The organism is Nocardioides sp. Root1257 (genome assembly GCF_001425175.1).
Taxonomy (GTDB): domain Bacteria; phylum Actinomycetota; class Actinomycetes; order Propionibacteriales; family Nocardioidaceae; genus Nocardioides.
In genome coordinates, this window is the sequence record NZ_LMDV01000006.1 from 1 (window position 1) to 15697 (window position 15697).

Annotated in this window: 14 protein-coding genes and 1 rRNA gene; 14 read left to right on the plus strand and 1 reads right to left on the minus strand. The window is 72.4% G+C overall.

Annotated features, from left to right (window positions below):
- Both rrf and ASC77_RS07985 read left to right on the plus strand, forming a co-directional pair.
- Nucleotides 1-97 (plus strand): 5S ribosomal RNA (rrf, locus tag ASC77_RS07980); the annotation flags it as partial.
- Between the two features lie 162 nt (nucleotides 98-259).
- The gene (locus ASC77_RS07985) at nucleotides 260-619 is read left to right on the plus strand and encodes a single-stranded DNA-binding protein (protein WP_056150869.1); all 360 of its coding nucleotides are present in this window, start codon (nucleotides 260-262) and stop codon (nucleotides 617-619) included.
- Here the strand turns inward: ASC77_RS07985 and ASC77_RS07990 are convergent.
- On the minus strand, nucleotides 594-1715 hold the full coding sequence (locus tag ASC77_RS07990) for a DUF1015 family protein (RefSeq protein WP_056150843.1): 1122 nt from the start codon (nucleotides 1713-1715) through the stop codon (nucleotides 594-596). The genes ASC77_RS07985 and ASC77_RS07990 overlap by 26 nt on opposite strands.
- A 47-nt stretch (nucleotides 1716-1762) precedes the next feature.
- Here ASC77_RS07990 and ASC77_RS07995 point away from each other — a divergent pair, with 47 nt between their 5' ends.
- From ASC77_RS07995 to ASC77_RS08050, 12 genes are all read left to right on the plus strand, one after another.
- Nucleotides 1763-2764 (plus strand): HAD-IIA family hydrolase, encoded by a 1002-nt coding sequence (locus tag ASC77_RS07995; RefSeq protein WP_056150844.1) that lies wholly within the window; start codon nucleotides 1763-1765, stop codon nucleotides 2762-2764.
- 10 nt (nucleotides 2765-2774) lie between these two features.
- A complete protein-coding gene (locus ASC77_RS08000) occupies nucleotides 2775-2963 on the plus strand; it encodes a hypothetical protein (protein WP_056150847.1) in 189 nt (62 codons plus the stop codon).
- Between the two features lie 2 nt (nucleotides 2964-2965).
- Nucleotides 2966-3805, plus strand: coding sequence for a TlyA family RNA methyltransferase (locus ASC77_RS08005; RefSeq protein ID WP_056150849.1), 840 nt, complete (start codon nucleotides 2966-2968; stop codon nucleotides 3803-3805).
- A complete protein-coding gene (locus ASC77_RS08010; protein ID WP_056150851.1) occupies nucleotides 3802-4776 on the plus strand; it encodes an NAD kinase in 975 nt (324 codons plus the stop codon). Before ASC77_RS08005 ends, ASC77_RS08010 begins: the two co-directional genes overlap by 4 nt.
- Nucleotides 4769-6460 carry a DNA repair protein RecN gene (gene recN / locus ASC77_RS08015; RefSeq protein ID WP_056150853.1) on the plus strand — a complete coding sequence of 564 codons (1692 nt, stop codon included), beginning with the start codon at nucleotides 4769-4771 and terminating at the stop codon, nucleotides 6458-6460. Before ASC77_RS08010 ends, recN begins: the two co-directional genes overlap by 8 nt.
- A 63-nt stretch (nucleotides 6461-6523) precedes the next feature.
- Nucleotides 6524-7720 (plus strand): putative cytokinetic ring protein SteA, encoded by a 1197-nt coding sequence (gene steA / locus ASC77_RS08020; RefSeq protein WP_156390997.1) that lies wholly within the window; start codon nucleotides 6524-6526, stop codon nucleotides 7718-7720.
- Nucleotides 7717-8571 carry a copper transporter gene (locus tag ASC77_RS08025; protein ID WP_056150856.1) on the plus strand — a complete coding sequence of 285 codons (855 nt, stop codon included), beginning with the start codon at nucleotides 7717-7719 and terminating at the stop codon, nucleotides 8569-8571. The genes steA and ASC77_RS08025 overlap by 4 nt, the downstream gene beginning before the upstream one ends.
- An 11-nt stretch (nucleotides 8572-8582) precedes the next feature.
- Nucleotides 8583-10268, plus strand: coding sequence for a CTP synthase (locus tag ASC77_RS08030; protein ID WP_056150858.1), 1686 nt, complete (start codon nucleotides 8583-8585; stop codon nucleotides 10266-10268).
- Between the two features lie 7 nt (nucleotides 10269-10275).
- Complete coding sequence (locus ASC77_RS08035; RefSeq protein ID WP_056150860.1) at nucleotides 10276-10863, plus strand: NUDIX domain-containing protein; 588 nt, start codon at nucleotides 10276-10278, stop codon at nucleotides 10861-10863.
- Between the two features lie 134 nt (nucleotides 10864-10997).
- The gene (gene ald, locus ASC77_RS08040) at nucleotides 10998-12122 is read left to right on the plus strand and encodes an alanine dehydrogenase (RefSeq protein WP_056150863.1); all 1125 of its coding nucleotides are present in this window, start codon (nucleotides 10998-11000) and stop codon (nucleotides 12120-12122) included.
- A 12-nt stretch (nucleotides 12123-12134) separates the two neighbouring features.
- Nucleotides 12135-13067: a site-specific tyrosine recombinase XerD gene (gene xerD / locus ASC77_RS08045; RefSeq protein WP_056150865.1), complete on the plus strand. Its 933-nt coding sequence runs from the start codon at nucleotides 12135-12137 to the stop codon at nucleotides 13065-13067.
- Between the two features lie 3 nt (nucleotides 13068-13070).
- Nucleotides 13071-15596 carry a DEAD/DEAH box helicase gene (locus ASC77_RS08050; RefSeq protein WP_056150867.1) on the plus strand — a complete coding sequence of 842 codons (2526 nt, stop codon included), beginning with the start codon at nucleotides 13071-13073 and terminating at the stop codon, nucleotides 15594-15596.
- The last annotated feature ends 101 nt before the right edge of the window (nucleotides 15597-15697 follow it).

Below are 15697 nucleotides of genomic sequence, written 5' to 3' on the forward strand. Positions count from 1 at the left end.
GGAAACACCCGGTCCCATCCCGAACCCGGAAGTTAAGCCTTTCAGCGCCGATGGTACTGCAACCGAGAGGTTGTGGGAGAGTAGGACGCCGCCGGACATTCTTTCGAACAGGGCCACCCCCTCGGGGGTGGCCCTGTTTCGCATTTCGGGCCAGTTTTCATGCACAGGCCGGCTGGTGACGGGTCTTTCCACTGTCGCTCGTCGCAGGAATCCCGAGTGTCGGAGCCCCTCGGGATCGTCCTCGGTGGAGGTGATGTGCATGCCAGCACAGCAGAAGAACGGAACCGCGGTCGATGCCGCGGTCAACGAGGTCCGCCTGGTCGGACGGGTCTCTCAGGCTCCGGAGGAGCGGGTGCTCCCCAGCGGGGACGTCCTGTGGACGTTTCGCGTGGTGGTGCCCCGACCGGATGCCTCGGGACGGTCGTCGGTCGATGCGCTCGAGTGCGCGGCGTGGACCAGCCGGGCCCGTCGCTCGGTGGCGTCGTGGCAGCCGGACGACGTGGTCGAGGTGTCGGGAGCGATGCGGCGCCGCTTCTTCAGGACCGGTGGAGGCGCTGCGTCCCGGGTCGAGGTGGAGATGACCCGCGGCCGGCTCATTCGTCGCGCAGGGAGCGGATGAGGACCCCGACGCTCGGCTTCGGCTGGAAGGAGGTGGCCTTCTCGGGCAGCAGCCGTCCGTGCTCAGCTGCCCGCAGCACGTCGACGACGTCGGGGACCGGCATCAGGATCGCGAGTCCCCGCCGGCGGGCCACCGCGCTCAGGGCCTCGTCGACGGAGTGTGCGTAGCGCGGACCGGCGCTCGAGGCCGGGAGCATGGGGAGGACGTCCTCGTGCAGGATCTCGACCGTCAACCTGTCGTCGGTCCGGGGGAGCGAGATCGTCGCCCAGTCGTGGCCGTCGGTCGCCACCACCGTGGTCGGGGCCAGGGCCGCGACGGCCTCCTGCGGGCCGGCGGCCGCACGCACGGCGTCGCCCAGCAGATCGAGGTCGCGCAGCGAGACACCGGGAAGCACCCGGTGGATCGCGCCGAGGAAGAGGGGGGTGTCCTCCAGGTCGACCAGCATCGCGAGGCCGGCGTCGGTTGCCGGAGCGAGCTCGGGGTGATCGGCGCGGAGCCGGCCGTACGCGGCGTAGCGGTGGTGTCCGTCGGCGATGAGGGCACGTGTGCGGCTGAGACCGGCTCCGATCTCGGTGAGCGCGTCGGCGTCGCGGAGCGCCCAGACGCGGTGGTACTGCCCGGAGCGGTCAGTGAACTGGTGGTCGGCCGCACGCTGCCGCAGGTCGCGCAGGAGAGCACGCAGCCCGGCCGGCGCACGATGGGTCAGCAGGATCGGCGCCGGGTTCATGGCCATGTCTGCCATCCGGTCGGCGAGCTCGGCGGCCTGCGCGGGGTGGACGCCCTCGTGCGGGTACACGGCGACCTCGTCGCGGCTGCGGGCCTCCCGGGTCAGGTCCAGGGCGCCGACGAGCCCGCGGATGGTGACGCCGGAGGTGGTGTACTCATGGAGGTAGAGCGCGGCCTCGGAGTCCTGCGTGACCTGCCCGGACTGCTGCCAGGCGTCGAAGCGGGCGGCCACGTCGCGGTAGGGCCGGGCGAACGAGCGGGCGGAGGCGTGCGCCCCGATCCGGTTCGGCGCGAGCATCAGGGCCCGGAACGGCTCCAGGCGGAGCGGCCGGGTCACCAGGGTGGGGGTGGCCACGACGCCGGAGTCCATCGAAGCATCGTAGGGTGCGGCCACACCCGCGACCCGGAGGAGGCACCGTGCTCGGCACGTCGGAGGAGCCGCTGTGTCGTGGCTACGACCTCGCGATGCTGGACCTGGACGGAGTCGTCTACATCAGCGGCGACGCCGTTCCGGGCGCCGCCGAGCACCTGGCGTCGGCGCGCGAGGAGGGGATGCGGCTGGCGTTCATCACCAACAACGCGGCACGCAGCCCCGAGACGGTGGCCTCCCACCTCCGCGACCTCGGCGTGGACGCCCGGGGCGACGACGTCGTCACCTCCGCGCAGGCCGCGGCGCGTGTCCTGGTCGACCGGTTCGAGGCCGGTGCTCGGGTGGTCTGCCTCGGGTCCGACGGGCTCGAGGAGGCGTTGCGGTCCGCGGGGCTGGACCCGGTGGGCGTGGAGGACGAGGCGGTGGCGGTCGTGACGGGGTACGGGCCGGAGGTGCGCTGGAGCGCGATCATGCGCGCCGCGGTGCGGATCCGGGACGGGCTGCCCTGGGTGGCGAGCAACACCGATCACACCATCCCGACGGCGTACGGGGTGGCACCGGGTCACGGCGTCCAGGTCGCGATGCTGCGTGACTTCACCGGGGTCGAGCCCGTGGTGGCTGGCAAGCCCGAGCGCCCGCTCCTGGACGAGACGATCCGCCGGGTCGGGGGCCGGCGGCCGCTGATGGTGGGCGACCGGCTCGACACCGACATCGAGGGGGCGCGTCGCGCGGACATCGACTCGCTGCTCGTGCTGACCGGCGTGACCGGCCTGGCGGAGCTGACGACGGCGGCGGAGGACGTGCGCCCGACGTACGTCGCTCCCGACCTGGCGGGCCTGCTGGAGGCGCACGGGGTCCCCGTGCTCGAGGACGGCGAGCAGCGTCTCGGCGGCTGGCGGGGGACGGTGGCCGAGGGACGACTCCGGGTGGACGGCGACGGGAGCGTCGGCGACTGGTGGCGGGTGGTCGCGGCGACCGCGTGGCAGCACCTCGACGACACCGGCGAACCGGTGGACCTGGGCTCCGTCGCAGCGCCCGCCGCGGGGTAGCCTCGGGCGCATGAGTGAGACCGACCAGCCGGAGACCGAGCGAGTCCGCACCGGGGTCGACGGTGTCGACGAGGTGATCCGGGCCGTCGAGGAGCTCGAGGAGCGCCCGCTGGAGGAGCACGTCGGGGTGTTCGAGGCCGCGCACTCCGAGCTGCGCCGGTCCCTCGACCACACCGACGCGCCGACCGAGCCCGCCTGACCGTGCCCCCTCGACGCCTCCGCCTGGACGCCGAGCTGGTACGCCGCGGCCTCGCCCGCTCGCGCGACCACGCCAGCGAGCTGATCGCCCAGGGTCGCGTCAAGGTGGGCGGCGCGCTGGCCGCGAAGCCGGCCACCGGGGTCACGACCGACGTCGCGATCGTGGTGAGCGAGGACCCCGATCGACCGGACTACGCGTCGCGCGGCGGTCACAAGCTGGCGGGTGCCTTGGCGGCGTTCGAGCCGCAGGGCTTCGTGGTCGCCGGCCGACGCTGTCTCGATGCCGGCGCCTCCACCGGCGGGTTCACCGACGTCCTCCTGCTGCACGGTGCGGCCCAGGTGGTCGCGGTGGATGTCGGCTACGGCCAGCTGGTCTGGCGCCTCCAGCAGGACGAGCGGGTCGACGTGCACGACCGCACCAACGTGCGCGAGCTGACGCCGGAGCTGATCGGCGGCCCGGTCGACGTGGTGGTCGGAGACCTGTCCTTCATCTCCCTGGAGCTGGTGCTGGACGCCCTGCTCGGGGTCTGCGCGCCGGAGGCGGACCTGGCGCTGATGGTGAAGCCGCAGTTCGAGATCGGCAAGGAACGGCTCGGCAAGGGCGGGGTGGTGCGCGACCCGGAGCAGCGCGCCGAGACGGTCCTGGGGGTCGCTGCGGCGGCCGCGCGGCGCGGATGGGGCGCGCGCAGCGTGGCGACCAGCCCGCTGCCGGGACCTTCGGGCAACGTCGAGTTCTTCCTGTGGCTGCGGCGCGGACCCGCGGAGCTCTCCGACGACGACATCCACAGCGCCGTGGTGGGAGCCGACCCACTGGGGGTCCCGGGTGAGAAGGTGGATCCGTGACCACCAGCACCGAGGCGACGAGCGACTCGACGGAGGACCGTCGCGTCCTGCTCGTCGCGCACACCGGGCGTGACGACGCCCGCGAGGTCGCGCGCGCATTCACGAAGGCGCTGAGCGCTCACGGGATCGTGGTCCGCCTGCTGGAGACCGAGGCACGCGACCTCGGTCTCGAGCCGGGTGGCGACGGCCTCGAGGTGGCGCCCGCGACCGATCCGAGCGGCGACTGCGAGCTGGTGCTGGTCATCGGGGGCGACGGCACCATCCTGCGCGCCGCCGAGCTGGTGCACGGCACCCTCACGCCCGTGCTGGGCGTCAACCTCGGCCACGTCGGCTTCCTCGCCGAGGCGGAGTACGACGACCTCGAGTCGACGATCGACGCGGTCGTCCACCGGCGCTACACGTCCGAGGAGCGCCTCACGCTCGACGTGTTGGTGTACCGGGACGGCGAGGTCATCGCCCGGACGTTCGCGCTCAACGAGGCGAGCGTCGAGAAGGCGGCCCGGGAGCGGATGCTCGAGGTGGTCGTCGAGATCGACGGCCGCCCGCTCTCGCGCTGGGGCTGCGACGGGGTGGTCTGCGCGACGCCGACGGGCTCCACGGCGTACAACTTCAGTGCCGGCGGCCCGGTCGTGTGGCCGGGCGTCGAGGCGCTGCTGCTGGTGCCGATCAGCGCGCACGCGCTCTTCGCGCGGCCGCTCGTGGTGGCGCCCACCTCGGTGATGGCCGTCGAGGTGCTGGCCCGCACCGACGGGGCGGGCGTGCTGTGGTGCGACGGGCGTCGCACCGTCGAGCTGCCGCCGGGGGCGCGGATCGAGGTACGGCGGGGCGCCGTGCCGGTCCGGCTGGTGCGGCTGCACGAGGCACCGTTCACCGACCGGCTGGTGGCCAAGTTCGGGCTGCCGGTCGAGGGCTGGCGCGGCTCGACCGAGCGCCGGCACCGGATCGCGCAGGGAGAGAGCCCCGATGCTTGAGGAGATCCGGATCTCCTCGCTCGGGGTGATCGAGTCGTCCACGCTCGAGCTCGGCCCCGGTCTCACCGTGATCACGGGTGAGACCGGCGCCGGCAAGACGATGATCGTGACTGCCCTGGGACTGCTGCTCGGCGGACGAGCCGACACCGGCGCGGTGCGCACCGGCGCGAAGACCGCCCGGGTCGAAGGAGTGGTGCTGGTCGACGGCCTGGCGAGCTTCAGCACGGCGGTCGAGGAGGTCGGTGGTGAGGTCGAGGACGACCGGGTCGTGCTCGCGCGCAACGTGTCGGCCGAGGGCCGCTCGCGGGCCTTCGTCGGTGGTGCCTCGGTCCCGGTGACGGCGCTCGCGCAGGTCGCGGAGCCGTTGGTGGCCGTGCACGGCCAGTCGGACCAGCACCGGCTGCTCCAGGCCCGGGCACAGCGCGAGGCGCTGGACAGCTTTGGCGGCGCGCCCCTGGCGGACCTGCTCGCGACGTACGGCGACCTGCACCGCAGGCTCGAGGAGACCGAGGCCGAGCTGGAGGAGGTCGTCGCCACCGCGCGCGAGCGCGCGCAGGAGGCGGACCTGCTCCGCTTCGGGTTGGGTGAGGTCGAGGCGGTCTCACCGGAGCCGGGCGAGGACGCGACCCTGGCCGCCGACGAGACCCGGCTGGGCTTCGCCGACACCCTGCGCACCGCCGCCGAGACCGCGCGGGAGGCACTGTCGAGCGAGGACGGCCACCCCGACGCCCTGACCACCGCGTACGCCGCCCGATCCGCCCTCGACGGGGTGCGGGAGCACGACGCCGAGGCCGGCGAGCTCGCGGACCGGCTGGCCGAGCTCACCTACCTCCTGTCCGACCTCGCGGCCGACGTCGCGTCGTACGCCACCCGCATCGAGACCGACCCGGCCCGGCTCGCCGCGGTGTCCGAGCGACGGGCGGCGCTGACGGCGCTCACCCGCAAGTACGGCGACACCGTCGACGAGGTGCTCGCCTGGGCCGAGCGATCGGCAACCCGACTGCTGAGCCTCGACCACACCGACGAGCGGATCGAGGAGCTGCGGGCGGCGAGCGAGGTGCTGCACCGCGAGCGTGCCGAGGCGGCCGCCCAGCTGTCCGCGGCGCGCACGGAGGCGGCCGGCCGGCTCGGCTCGGAGGTCACCGCCGAGCTGGCCCTGCTGGCGATGCCGCACGCGCGGTTCGCGGTGGACGTGCGGCCGGCGGACCGGTTCACGTCGACCGGGGCGGACGAGATCGAGCTGGTGCTCGCCGCCAACACCGGGTCCGAGCCGCGGCCGCTCACCAAGGGCGCGTCCGGCGGTGAGCTCTCGCGGGTGATGCTCGCGATCGAGGTGGCGCTGGCTGGCACCAGCCCGGTCCCCACGTTCGTGTTCGACGAGGTCGACGCCGGCGTCGGTGGCGCTGCGGCCGTCGAGGTGGGCCGGCGGCTCGCGCAGCTGGCCCGCACCGCCCAGGTCCTGGTCGTCACGCACCTCCCACAGGTCGCGGCGTACGCCGATCGGCACGTCGTGGTCGAGAAGTCCTCCGACGGCTCGATCACGAGCTCGGGACTGACCGTCCTCGACGACAGCCAGCGCGAGCGCGAGCTGTCCCGGATGCTGGCGGGGATGGCGGACTCCGACACCGCGCTGGCCCACGCCCGCGAGCTGCTCGACGTGGCCCAGGAGGTCCGCAGGGCCTGACGACGCGCCCGGATCCTCCGTGTGCACAGATCGCCTCGGTCGGTTTGGCACGATGGCTCGGTCATGAGGTCATCGGTTCAGAAACGTCCTGTCGAGGCACCACCCGGGACGATCGGGACCGCACGCGTCCAGCGTCGGACCCATGACCTGCTGGCCCGGCTCCGGCCGGGCGACATCGCCGTGGTCGACCACCTCGACATGGACCGGCGTACGGCGCAGGCACTGGTCGACGCCGGCGCGGTCGCGGTCGTCGACACGGTGGCGATCATCTCCGGTCGCTACCCGAACCTCGGCCCGCAGCTCCTCGTCGAGGCCGGCGTCGAGGTCGTCGACGGCGTCGGCACGGTCGCCCTCGGCGCCATTGCCGATGGTGCGGAGGTCCGCGTCCACGAGGGAGCCGTCTACGTCGACGACGTCGAGGTGGCCAGGGGACGGGTCCTCGACGCCGTGTCAGTGGCCGACGCGATGGAGCGCGCCAGGTCCGGGCTGGCGACCCAGCTGGCCGCGCTGACCCACAACAGCACCGAGCTCCTGCGTCGCGAGCAGGACCTGCTCCTGCACGGACTCGGCGTGCCCCGCCTCGCGACCCCGATCGCCGGTCGGCCCGTCGTGGTGGTCGCCGGCGACTACGACCAGGACAGCGAGCTCGCCGGAGTGCGGGTGTTCCTGCGCGAGCAGGGTCCCGTCATCGTCGCCGTCGGAGCCGCGGCCGACGGGCTGCGACGGGCCGGCGTTCGCGTCGACGTCGTCGTCCTCGACGCCGACGACGAGCTGCCGACGGCGGCGTCGCTGCGCGCCGCACGAGACGTCGTGGTCCGCATCGACCGGGGGAGCACCCCGGCGATCCTCGAGCAGCTCGACCGGCTCGGGGTCCGGCCGGCGCTGATCGAGTCTGCCGTCGCTCCTGCGGACGCGGCCCTGGTGGTCGCCGATGCCGCCGACCCGACCGTGATCGTCGCCGTCGGGCTGCGGGGCACACTCGCCGAGCTGCTGGACAGCCAGCGTCCGGGAGTGGCGAGCGCCTTCCTGACGCGGCTGAAGGTGGGGCCACGCCTTGTCGACGGCGCCGCCGTGCCGCTGCTCTACTCGGGCCGCGTGCGCCCCTGGCACCTGCTGGTGGTGATGCTCGCGGGCCTGGTGGCGCTGGCCGCGGCGATCTCCGTGACTCCGGTGGGCCACGAGTGGGCCCAGCAGTGGTCACAGTCGCTGGCCGACGCATGCTCTGACCTCTACGACCAAGCCCTGGGACTCTTCCGTTGATCTCGTACCGACACCACATCGTCTCGCTCGTCGCCGTCTTCCTGGCTCTCGCCGTGGGGGTGGTGCTCGGCGGGGGACCGTTGAGCGACCTCGGCCGCGACGACCGCGCCGCGTCGGCGGCCACCGTGCCGGCGCAGGAGGCCCAGCGCAGCGCCGAGTTCGGCGACGAGTTCGCGACCGCTGCCGCGGCGAAGCTGTACGCCGGTGGCCTGGCCGACCACCCGGTCACCGTGGTGACGATGCCGGGCGCCGACGCGGACACCACGGCGGCCCTGACCGCTCAGATCGGTGCGGCCGGCGGCGCGGTGGCCGCGACGTACGCCGTCCGGCCGGCTCTCACCGAGCCTGGCCAGAAGTCGCTCGTCGACACCCTGGGCAGCCAGCTGATGACCCAGCTGAAGGACGCCGTCGACGGCGACGCCCCGACGTACCAGCGTCTCGGCGAGCTGCTCGCGCTCGCCGCGACGGGGGAGGGCGCCGACGCCGCCACCGTGCGGGAGAGCCTCGCGGGCGCGGAGCTGGTCGATGCCTCGAAGCAGGCCGCTCCCGGAGCCGTGGTGCTCGTCGTCCTCGGCGACCACATGGACCCGGCCATCCTGCAGGGGGTGACGACCGGCCTCGCCGCGAAGGCGACGGGCGTCGTGGTCGCGGGTGACACCGACGCCGGTGCCGCCGGCGGGGACCTGGTCGCACTCCGCGCCGACCCGGCTGCGGAGAGCGTGGGGACCGTCGACGGGGCCGACACCGCCCTCGGTCAGGTCACCGCGACGCTGGCCCTGATCCGCTCGCTGACCAATCCGGGCGGCTCCTTCGGTGCGTCGGGTTCGGCAGGAGCCGTGCCCCTGACGTAGCATGGAGTTCCGTGAACAACGGGACGCCTACGAAGCATGTTTTTGTCACCGGAGGCGTCGCCTCCTCGCTCGGAAAAGGCCTGACGGCGTCCAGCCTCGGCCGACTTCTCCGCTCGCGCGGCCTGCGCGTGACGATGCAGAAGCTCGACCCCTATCTCAACGTGGACCCGGGGACGATGAACCCGTTCCAGCACGGTGAGGTCTTCGTGACCAACGACGGCGCCGAGACGGACCTGGACATCGGTCACTACGAGCGGTTCCTCGACACCGACCTCGGCCAGATCGCCAACGTGACGACCGGGCAGGTCTACTCGAGCGTGATCGCCAAGGAGCGCCGCGGCGACTACCTCGGCGACACCGTGCAGGTGATCCCGCACATCACCAACGAGATCAAGGACCGCATCCTGGCCATGGGCGGCCCCGACGTCGACGTGGTCATCACCGAGGTCGGCGGCACCGTGGGCGACATCGAGTCGCTGCCGTTCCTCGAGGCCGCACGGCAGGTGCGCCACGACATCGGCCGCGGCAACGTCTTCTTCCTGCACGTGTCGCTGGTCCCGTACATCGGCCCGTCCGGCGAGCTGAAGACCAAGCCCACCCAGCACTCGGTCGCCGCGCTGCGCCAGGTCGGCATCCAGCCGGACGCAGTCGTCTGCCGCGCGGACCGCGAGCTGCCGGACTCGATCAAGCGCAAGATCTCGCTGATGTGCGACGTCGACCAGGAGGCCGTGGTCACGGCTGCGGACGCCCCGTCGATCTACGACATCCCGAAGGTGCTGCACCGGGAGGGCCTGGACGCCTACGTCGTACGCCGCCTGGACCTGCCCTTCCGCGACGTCGACTGGACGGTCTGGGACGACCTGCTCCGCCGGGTGCACCACCCGAAGGAGGAGGTCACCGTCGCCCTGGTCGGCAAGTACATCGACCTCCCGGACGCCTACCTCTCGGTCGGCGAGGCGCTGCGCGCCGGCGGGTTCGCGCACGAGGCCAAGGTCAACATCCGCTGGATCGCCTCGGACGAGTGCGAGACGCCGCAGGGCGCGGCCCGGCACCTCAGCGACGTCGACGCCATCTGCGTCCCCGGCGGCTTCGGCATCCGGGGCCTCGAGGGCAAGCTCGGCGCGCTGACCTACGCGCGCACCCACGGCATCCCCACGCTCGGCCTGTGCCTGGGGCTCCAGTGCATGGTGATCGAGTACGCCCGCACCGAGCTCGGCCTGGAGAAGGCCGGCTCGACCGAGTTCGACCCGGACACCCCCGAGCCGGTGATCGCGACGATGGCCGAGCAGCTCGACTTCGTCGAGGGCGCGGGCGACCTGGGCGGCACCATGCGGCTCGGGCTCTACCCGGCCGCCCTCAAGGAGGGCACGATCGCGCGGGAGGTGTACGGCGACGCGCTGATCGAGGAGCGCCACCGGCACCGCTACGAGGTCAACAACAGCTATCGCGACCAGCTCGAGGAGGCCGGCCTGGTCTTCTCCGGCACGTCCCCGGACAACAACCTGGTCGAGTTCGTCGAGCTGCCGCGCGAGGTGCACCCCTACTACGTGTCCACGCAGGCGCACCCCGAGCTGCGCTCGCGGCCGACCCGCCCGCACCCGCTCTTCAAGGGGCTCGTCGGTGCGGCGATCGCCCGGCAGAAGGAGCTCCGCTTCCCGATCGACGAGAGCCTGCTGCACCGCGCGGACGAGGACTGAGGCGCCGGTGCCGGAGCTCGCCGACCGGGCCGAGGAGTGGCCGGTCGTCCGGTCGATCGACCTGCACCGCGACGACTGGGTGGTGGCGCTCCGCGCCGACTGGCTGCAGCGACCCGGCCACCCGGACGACGAGCCCTTCAAGCGGCTGGTCCTGGAGCACCCCGGCGCCGTCGTCATCGTCGCCGTCGACGAGCAGCAGCGGGTGTTCTGCCTCTGGCAGTACCGGCACCCGGCCCGACGGCGGTTCGTGGAGCTCCCGGCCGGCCTGCTCGACGTCGCGGGGGAGGACCCGCTCGAGGCTGCCCGGCGCGAGCTGAGGGAGGAGGCCGGGCTCGAGGCGAGCGACTGGACGGCGCTGACGACGACGTACTCCTCCCCGGGCATCTCCGGCGAGCTGCTGCACTACTTCCTCGCACGCGGTCTCTCCGCCGCCGACCGCGACGACTTCGTCGCCGAGCACGAGGAGGCGGACATGCAGAGCGGGTGGGTGCCGGCCGCGGACCTGCTCGCCGCCGCCGTCGACGGGCGGCTCGGCGACGCGCACACCGTGATCGCGCTGCTGATGGCGCAGGCGCGGGGTCTTCTGGAAGTGTGAGGGCTCGGAGTCCGGTCCCCGGTGTCGCCACCCCTTGACATCGGCTACGGAATCCGTGGCAATAATGTCGTTGCAGTACGGATTAAGTGTCCAGATCGGACATAGACAACGGTTTCGATGACAGGAGCACATCGGTGAAGGTCGGCGTCCCGAAGGAAGTCAAGAACCACGAGTACCGGGTGGCGATCACCCCGATCGGCGTGCACGAGCTGGTGGCGCACGGTCACGAGGTGTTCGTCCAGGAGAGTGCCGGCGTGGGCTCGTCGATCCCGGACGAGGAGTACGTCGCCGCCGGCGCCACGATCGTGCCCGACGCCGACGCGGCCTGGGGTCCGGACGGCAGCATCGACATGGTGCTCAAGGTCAAGGAGCCGGTCGCCGAGGAGTACCACCGGATGCGGGAGGGGCTGACCCTCTTCACCTACCTCCACCTGGCGGCCGACAAGCCGCTCACCGACGAGCTCATCGCGCGCAAGGTCACCGGCATCGCCTACGAGACCGTGCAGCTGCCCTCGGGTGGGCTGCCGCTGCTGTACCCGATGTCCGAGGTGGCCGGCTGCCTGGCGCCGCAGGTCGGCGCCTACTCGCTGCTCAAGGCCCAGGGCGGTCGCGGTGTGCTGATGGGCGGCGTCGGCGGCGTCGCGAACGCCAAGGTCGTCATCATCGGCGCCGGTGTCTCGGGGCAGAACGCCGCCAACATCGCGCTCGGCATGGGTGCCGACGTCACGCTGCTCGACACCGACCTGGACAAGCTGCGGATGTCGTTCTGGCGCTACAACAACCGGGTGCACGGGCTGGCGTCGTCCCGGCTGGCGCTCGAGCAGCAGGTGCGCGAGGCCGACATGGTCATCGGTGCCGTGCTGATCCCGGGTGCGGCGGCGCCGAAGCTGGTCTCGAACCAGCTGGTGTCCGAGATGAAGCCGGGCTCGGTGCTCGTCGACATCGCGGTCGACCAGGGCGGCTGCTTCGAGGACACCCACGCGACCACGCACGCCGAGCCGACCTACCAGGTGCACAACTCGACGTTCTACTGCGTGGCCAACATGCCGGGTGCGGTGCCGAACACCTCGACGTACGCGCTGACCAACGCGACGCTGCCGTACGCCGTGGCGCTGGCCGACAAGGGCTGGGCACAGGCATGCCGCGACGACCGCTCGCTGGCGCTGGGCCTCAACACCCACGCCGGCCAGCTCACGAACGCGCCGGTCGGCGAGGCCGTCGGCATCACCGCGGTCAGCCTGGAGGACGCGCTCGCCTAGGATCGTCCCGCGATGGGAGACCCACAGCGCGCGGTGCGCACCTACCTCGACCACCTGTCGGTCGAGCGCGGGCTCGCTGCGAACACGCTGACGTCGTACCGACGTGACCTGCGCCGGTACGTCGGGTTCCTCGCGGAGCGCGACCTCGACGACCTCGACCAGGTCACCGAGGCGACGGTGACGGACTTCCTGGTGCGCCTGCGCGAGGGCGACGCGGACCACCCCGCGCTGAGCTCGACATCGGCAGCGCGGACCGTGGTGGCCGTGCGCGGCTTCCACAAGTTCGCCGTCGCCGACGGGCTCGCGACGAGCGACCCGGCCAGCGGGGTGAAGCCACCGTCGCCCGCGAAGCGGCTGCCCAAGGCGCTGCCGCTCGCCGACGTCGAGGCGATCCTGGAGGTGGCCGGAGCGCCGGGGACGACGTTGGCACTGCGCGACCGGGCGCTCCTGGAGCTGCTCTACGGCACGGGCGCGCGGATCTCGGAGGCCGTCGGCCTCGACGTCGACGACCTGGATGCGGTCGACGGCACCGTGCTGCTGCGCGGCAAGGGCAGCAAGGAGCGGATCGTGCCGGTCGGGTCGTTCGCCCGGGAGGCGGTCGACGCCTACCTCGTGCGGGCTCGTCCGGAGCTCGCGGGGGTCTCGACGGGCTCGACCAACGGAGGAGCGCTCTTCCTCAACGCCCGGGGCGGGCGGCTCTCCCGGCAGTCGGCGTGGGCGGTGCTGGTCAAGGCGGCGGACCGGGCCGGCGTGACCAAGGACGTCTCACCGCACACGCTGCGGCACTCCTTCGCCACGCACCTGCTCGACGGCGGCGCCGACGTGCGCGTGGTGCAGGAGCTGCTGGGGCACGCGTCGGTGACCACCACCCAGGTGTACACACTGGTGACCGTGGACAACCTGCGCGAGGTCTTCGCGACCGCACACCCCCGGGCTCGTGACTAGGCCGTGACCGACCTCCTCGACGACATCACGCAGGCCGCAGCGGACCGCGGCCTCACGCTCTACGAGCACCAGGAGGAGGCGATCCTCGCCCTGCTCGCGGGGGACAACGTGGTGCTCGCGACGCCCACCGGCTCCGGCAAGTCGCTGGTGGCGGAGGCGGCGCACCGCGCGGCGCTCGCCGAGGACCGGGTGTCCTTCTACACCGCGCCCATCAAGGCACTGGTGAGCGAGAAGTTCTTCGCCCTCTGCGAGGTCTTCGGCGCCGACGACGTCGGGATGCTGACCGGCGACGCGTCGGTCAACCCGGACGCCCCGATCATCTGCTGCACCGCCGAGGTGCTCGCCAACATCGCGCTGCGGGAGGGACGGCGCGCCGACGTCGGGCTCGTGGTGATGGACGAGTTCCACTTCTACGCCGAGCCGGACCGTGGCTGGGCCTGGCAGGTGCCGCTGCTCGAGCTGCCGCAGGCGCAGTTCCTCCTGATGTCGGCGACCCTCGGTGACGTCACCGAGCTCGCCGCCGACGTCTCCCGGCGCAACGGACGCGAGACGACGATCGTCGACGACGCCGTACGTCCCGTGCCGCTGAGCTTCTCCTGGCAGCTCACCCCGCTCGCCGAGACGCTGGAGGAGCTGGTCACGACCGGGCAGGCACCGGTGTACGTCGTGCACTTCACCCAGAAGGACGCCGTCGAGCACGCCACGTCGCTGCTCAACGCCGGCTGGGCCGCCGCCGACCGGGAGCAGCGCGACGAGATCGCCGAGCGGCTCGCCGGGTTCCGGTTCGGAGCCGGCTTCGGCAAGACGCTCTCGAAGCTGTTGCGACGCGGCATCGGCGTCCACCACGCCGGGATGCTGCCGCGCTACCGCCGCGTCGTCGAGCAGCTCGCCCAGGCCGGCCTGCTCCGCGTCATCTCCGGCACCGACACCCTCGGCGTCGGCATCAACGTGCCGATCCGGACCGTGCTCTTCACCGGCCTCGCGAAGTTCGACGGCAGCCGCTCGCGGATCCTGCGCACGCGTGAGTTCCTCCAGATCGCCGGCCGGGCCGGACGTGCCGGCTTCGACACCGCCGGGTACGTCGTGGTCCAGGCGCCCGAGCACGTCATCGAGAACGAGAAGGCCAAGGCGAAGATCGCCGAGCGCCAGGCTGCCGGACGCAAGAACTCCAAGGTGCAGCTCAAGAAGCCGCCCGAGGGCACCGTCGTGTGGACCGAGCAGACCTACGACAAGCTCGTGGAGGGCCAGCCCGAGCCGCTGGTGTCGCGGATGAAGGTCGACAACGCGATGCTGATCAACGTCCTCGCCCGTGACGAGGACGCGTTCGCCGTCATGCGCCGGCTGCTGACCGACAACCACGAGGACCGCCGCCAGCAGCTGCGGCTGGCCCGCCGGGCGCTGCGGCTGGCCAGGTCGCTGCTCCGCTCGGGCGTGCTGACCCGCTTGGACGAGGTCGACGAGCTCGGTCGGCGCTACGTCCTCACCGTCGACCTGCCGGTGGACTTCGCGCTCAACCAGCCGTTGGCGCACTTCGCGCTCGCGGCGCTCGACGTCCTGGACCCGGAGTCCGAGACGTACACGCTCGACATCGTGTCGGTGATCGAGGCGGTGCTCGAGGGGCCGCGACAGATCCTCTTCCAGCAGCAGCACGTCGCGCGCGGCGAGGCGGTGGCCGAGATGAAGGCCGACGGGCTCGAGTACGAGGAGCGGATGCAGCTGCTCGAGGAGGTCACCTGGCCGAAGCCGCTGGCCGAGCTGCTGGGCGCGACGTACGAGATCTACCGTCAGCGGCACCCCTGGCTCCGCGAGGACGCGCTGGACCCGAAGTCGGTCGTGCGGGAGATGTACGAGCAGGGGATGAGCTTCACCGACTTCGTGAGCCGCTACCAGCTGGCGCGCTCGGAGGGCCTGGTGCTGCGCTACCTGACGGACGCCTACCGGACGCTGCGGCAGACGGTGCCGGAGGCGCACCGCACGCCCGAGCTCGACGACCTGGTCGAGTGGCTGGGGGAGACCGTCCGGCAGACCGACTCGTCCCTGCTCGACGAGTGGGAGGCGCTCAACGACCCGCAGCACGTGCGGAGCGACGTCGCTCACCACGAGCCGCCGCCGTCGCCGCGGGCGATCTCGAAGCAGACCCGCGCCTTCCGCGTGATGATCCGCAACGCGATGTGGCGGCGGGTCGAGCTGGTCGCGCGCGACGACCTCGACGGTCTGATGCGCCTGGAGCGCGCGGCCGCCGACCGCACCGACCCGCCGGCCGAGGTGACCATGACCCGGTCGGCGTGGGACGCGGCGCTCGAGGACTACTACGCCGAGCACGACCAGGTGCTGACGGACGCCGACGCCCGCGGGCCGGACCTCCTGACGGTCACCGAGTCGGGGGCCTCGTGGGAGGTCCGCCAGACGATCCACGACCCCGAGGGCCACCACGACTGGGTGATCGACGGGGTCGTGGACATCGAGGCGTCCGACGAGACCGGCGAGCTGGTGCTCGCGGCCGTGGCGATGCAGCGGCTCGGCGGCTGAGAGCGGCTAGCTGTGATGCCCAGCCAGGTTGTTCAACCGGGTGATGGGTGTTTGGCCGCCGATTGCTGAGTGGGGCCGGTGGTGGTTGTACTGGTGGAGCC

Coding starts and splice junctions, on each gene's coding strand:
- ASC77_RS07985 (WP_056150869.1), top strand. CDS start 260: ATGCCAGCACAGCAGAAGAACGGAACCGCGGTCGATGCCGCGGTCAAC.
- ASC77_RS07990 (WP_056150843.1), bottom strand. CDS start 1,715: ATGGACTCCGGCGTCGTGGCCACCCCCACCCTGGTGACCCGGCCGCTC.
- ASC77_RS08000 (WP_056150847.1), top strand. CDS start 2,775: ATGAGTGAGACCGACCAGCCGGAGACCGAGCGAGTCCGCACCGGGGTC.
- recN (WP_056150853.1), top strand. CDS start 4,769: ATGCTTGAGGAGATCCGGATCTCCTCGCTCGGGGTGATCGAGTCGTCC.
- steA (WP_156390997.1), top strand. CDS start 6,524: ATGAGGTCATCGGTTCAGAAACGTCCTGTCGAGGCACCACCCGGGACG.
- xerD (WP_056150865.1), top strand. CDS start 12,135: ATGGGAGACCCACAGCGCGCGGTGCGCACCTACCTCGACCACCTGTCG.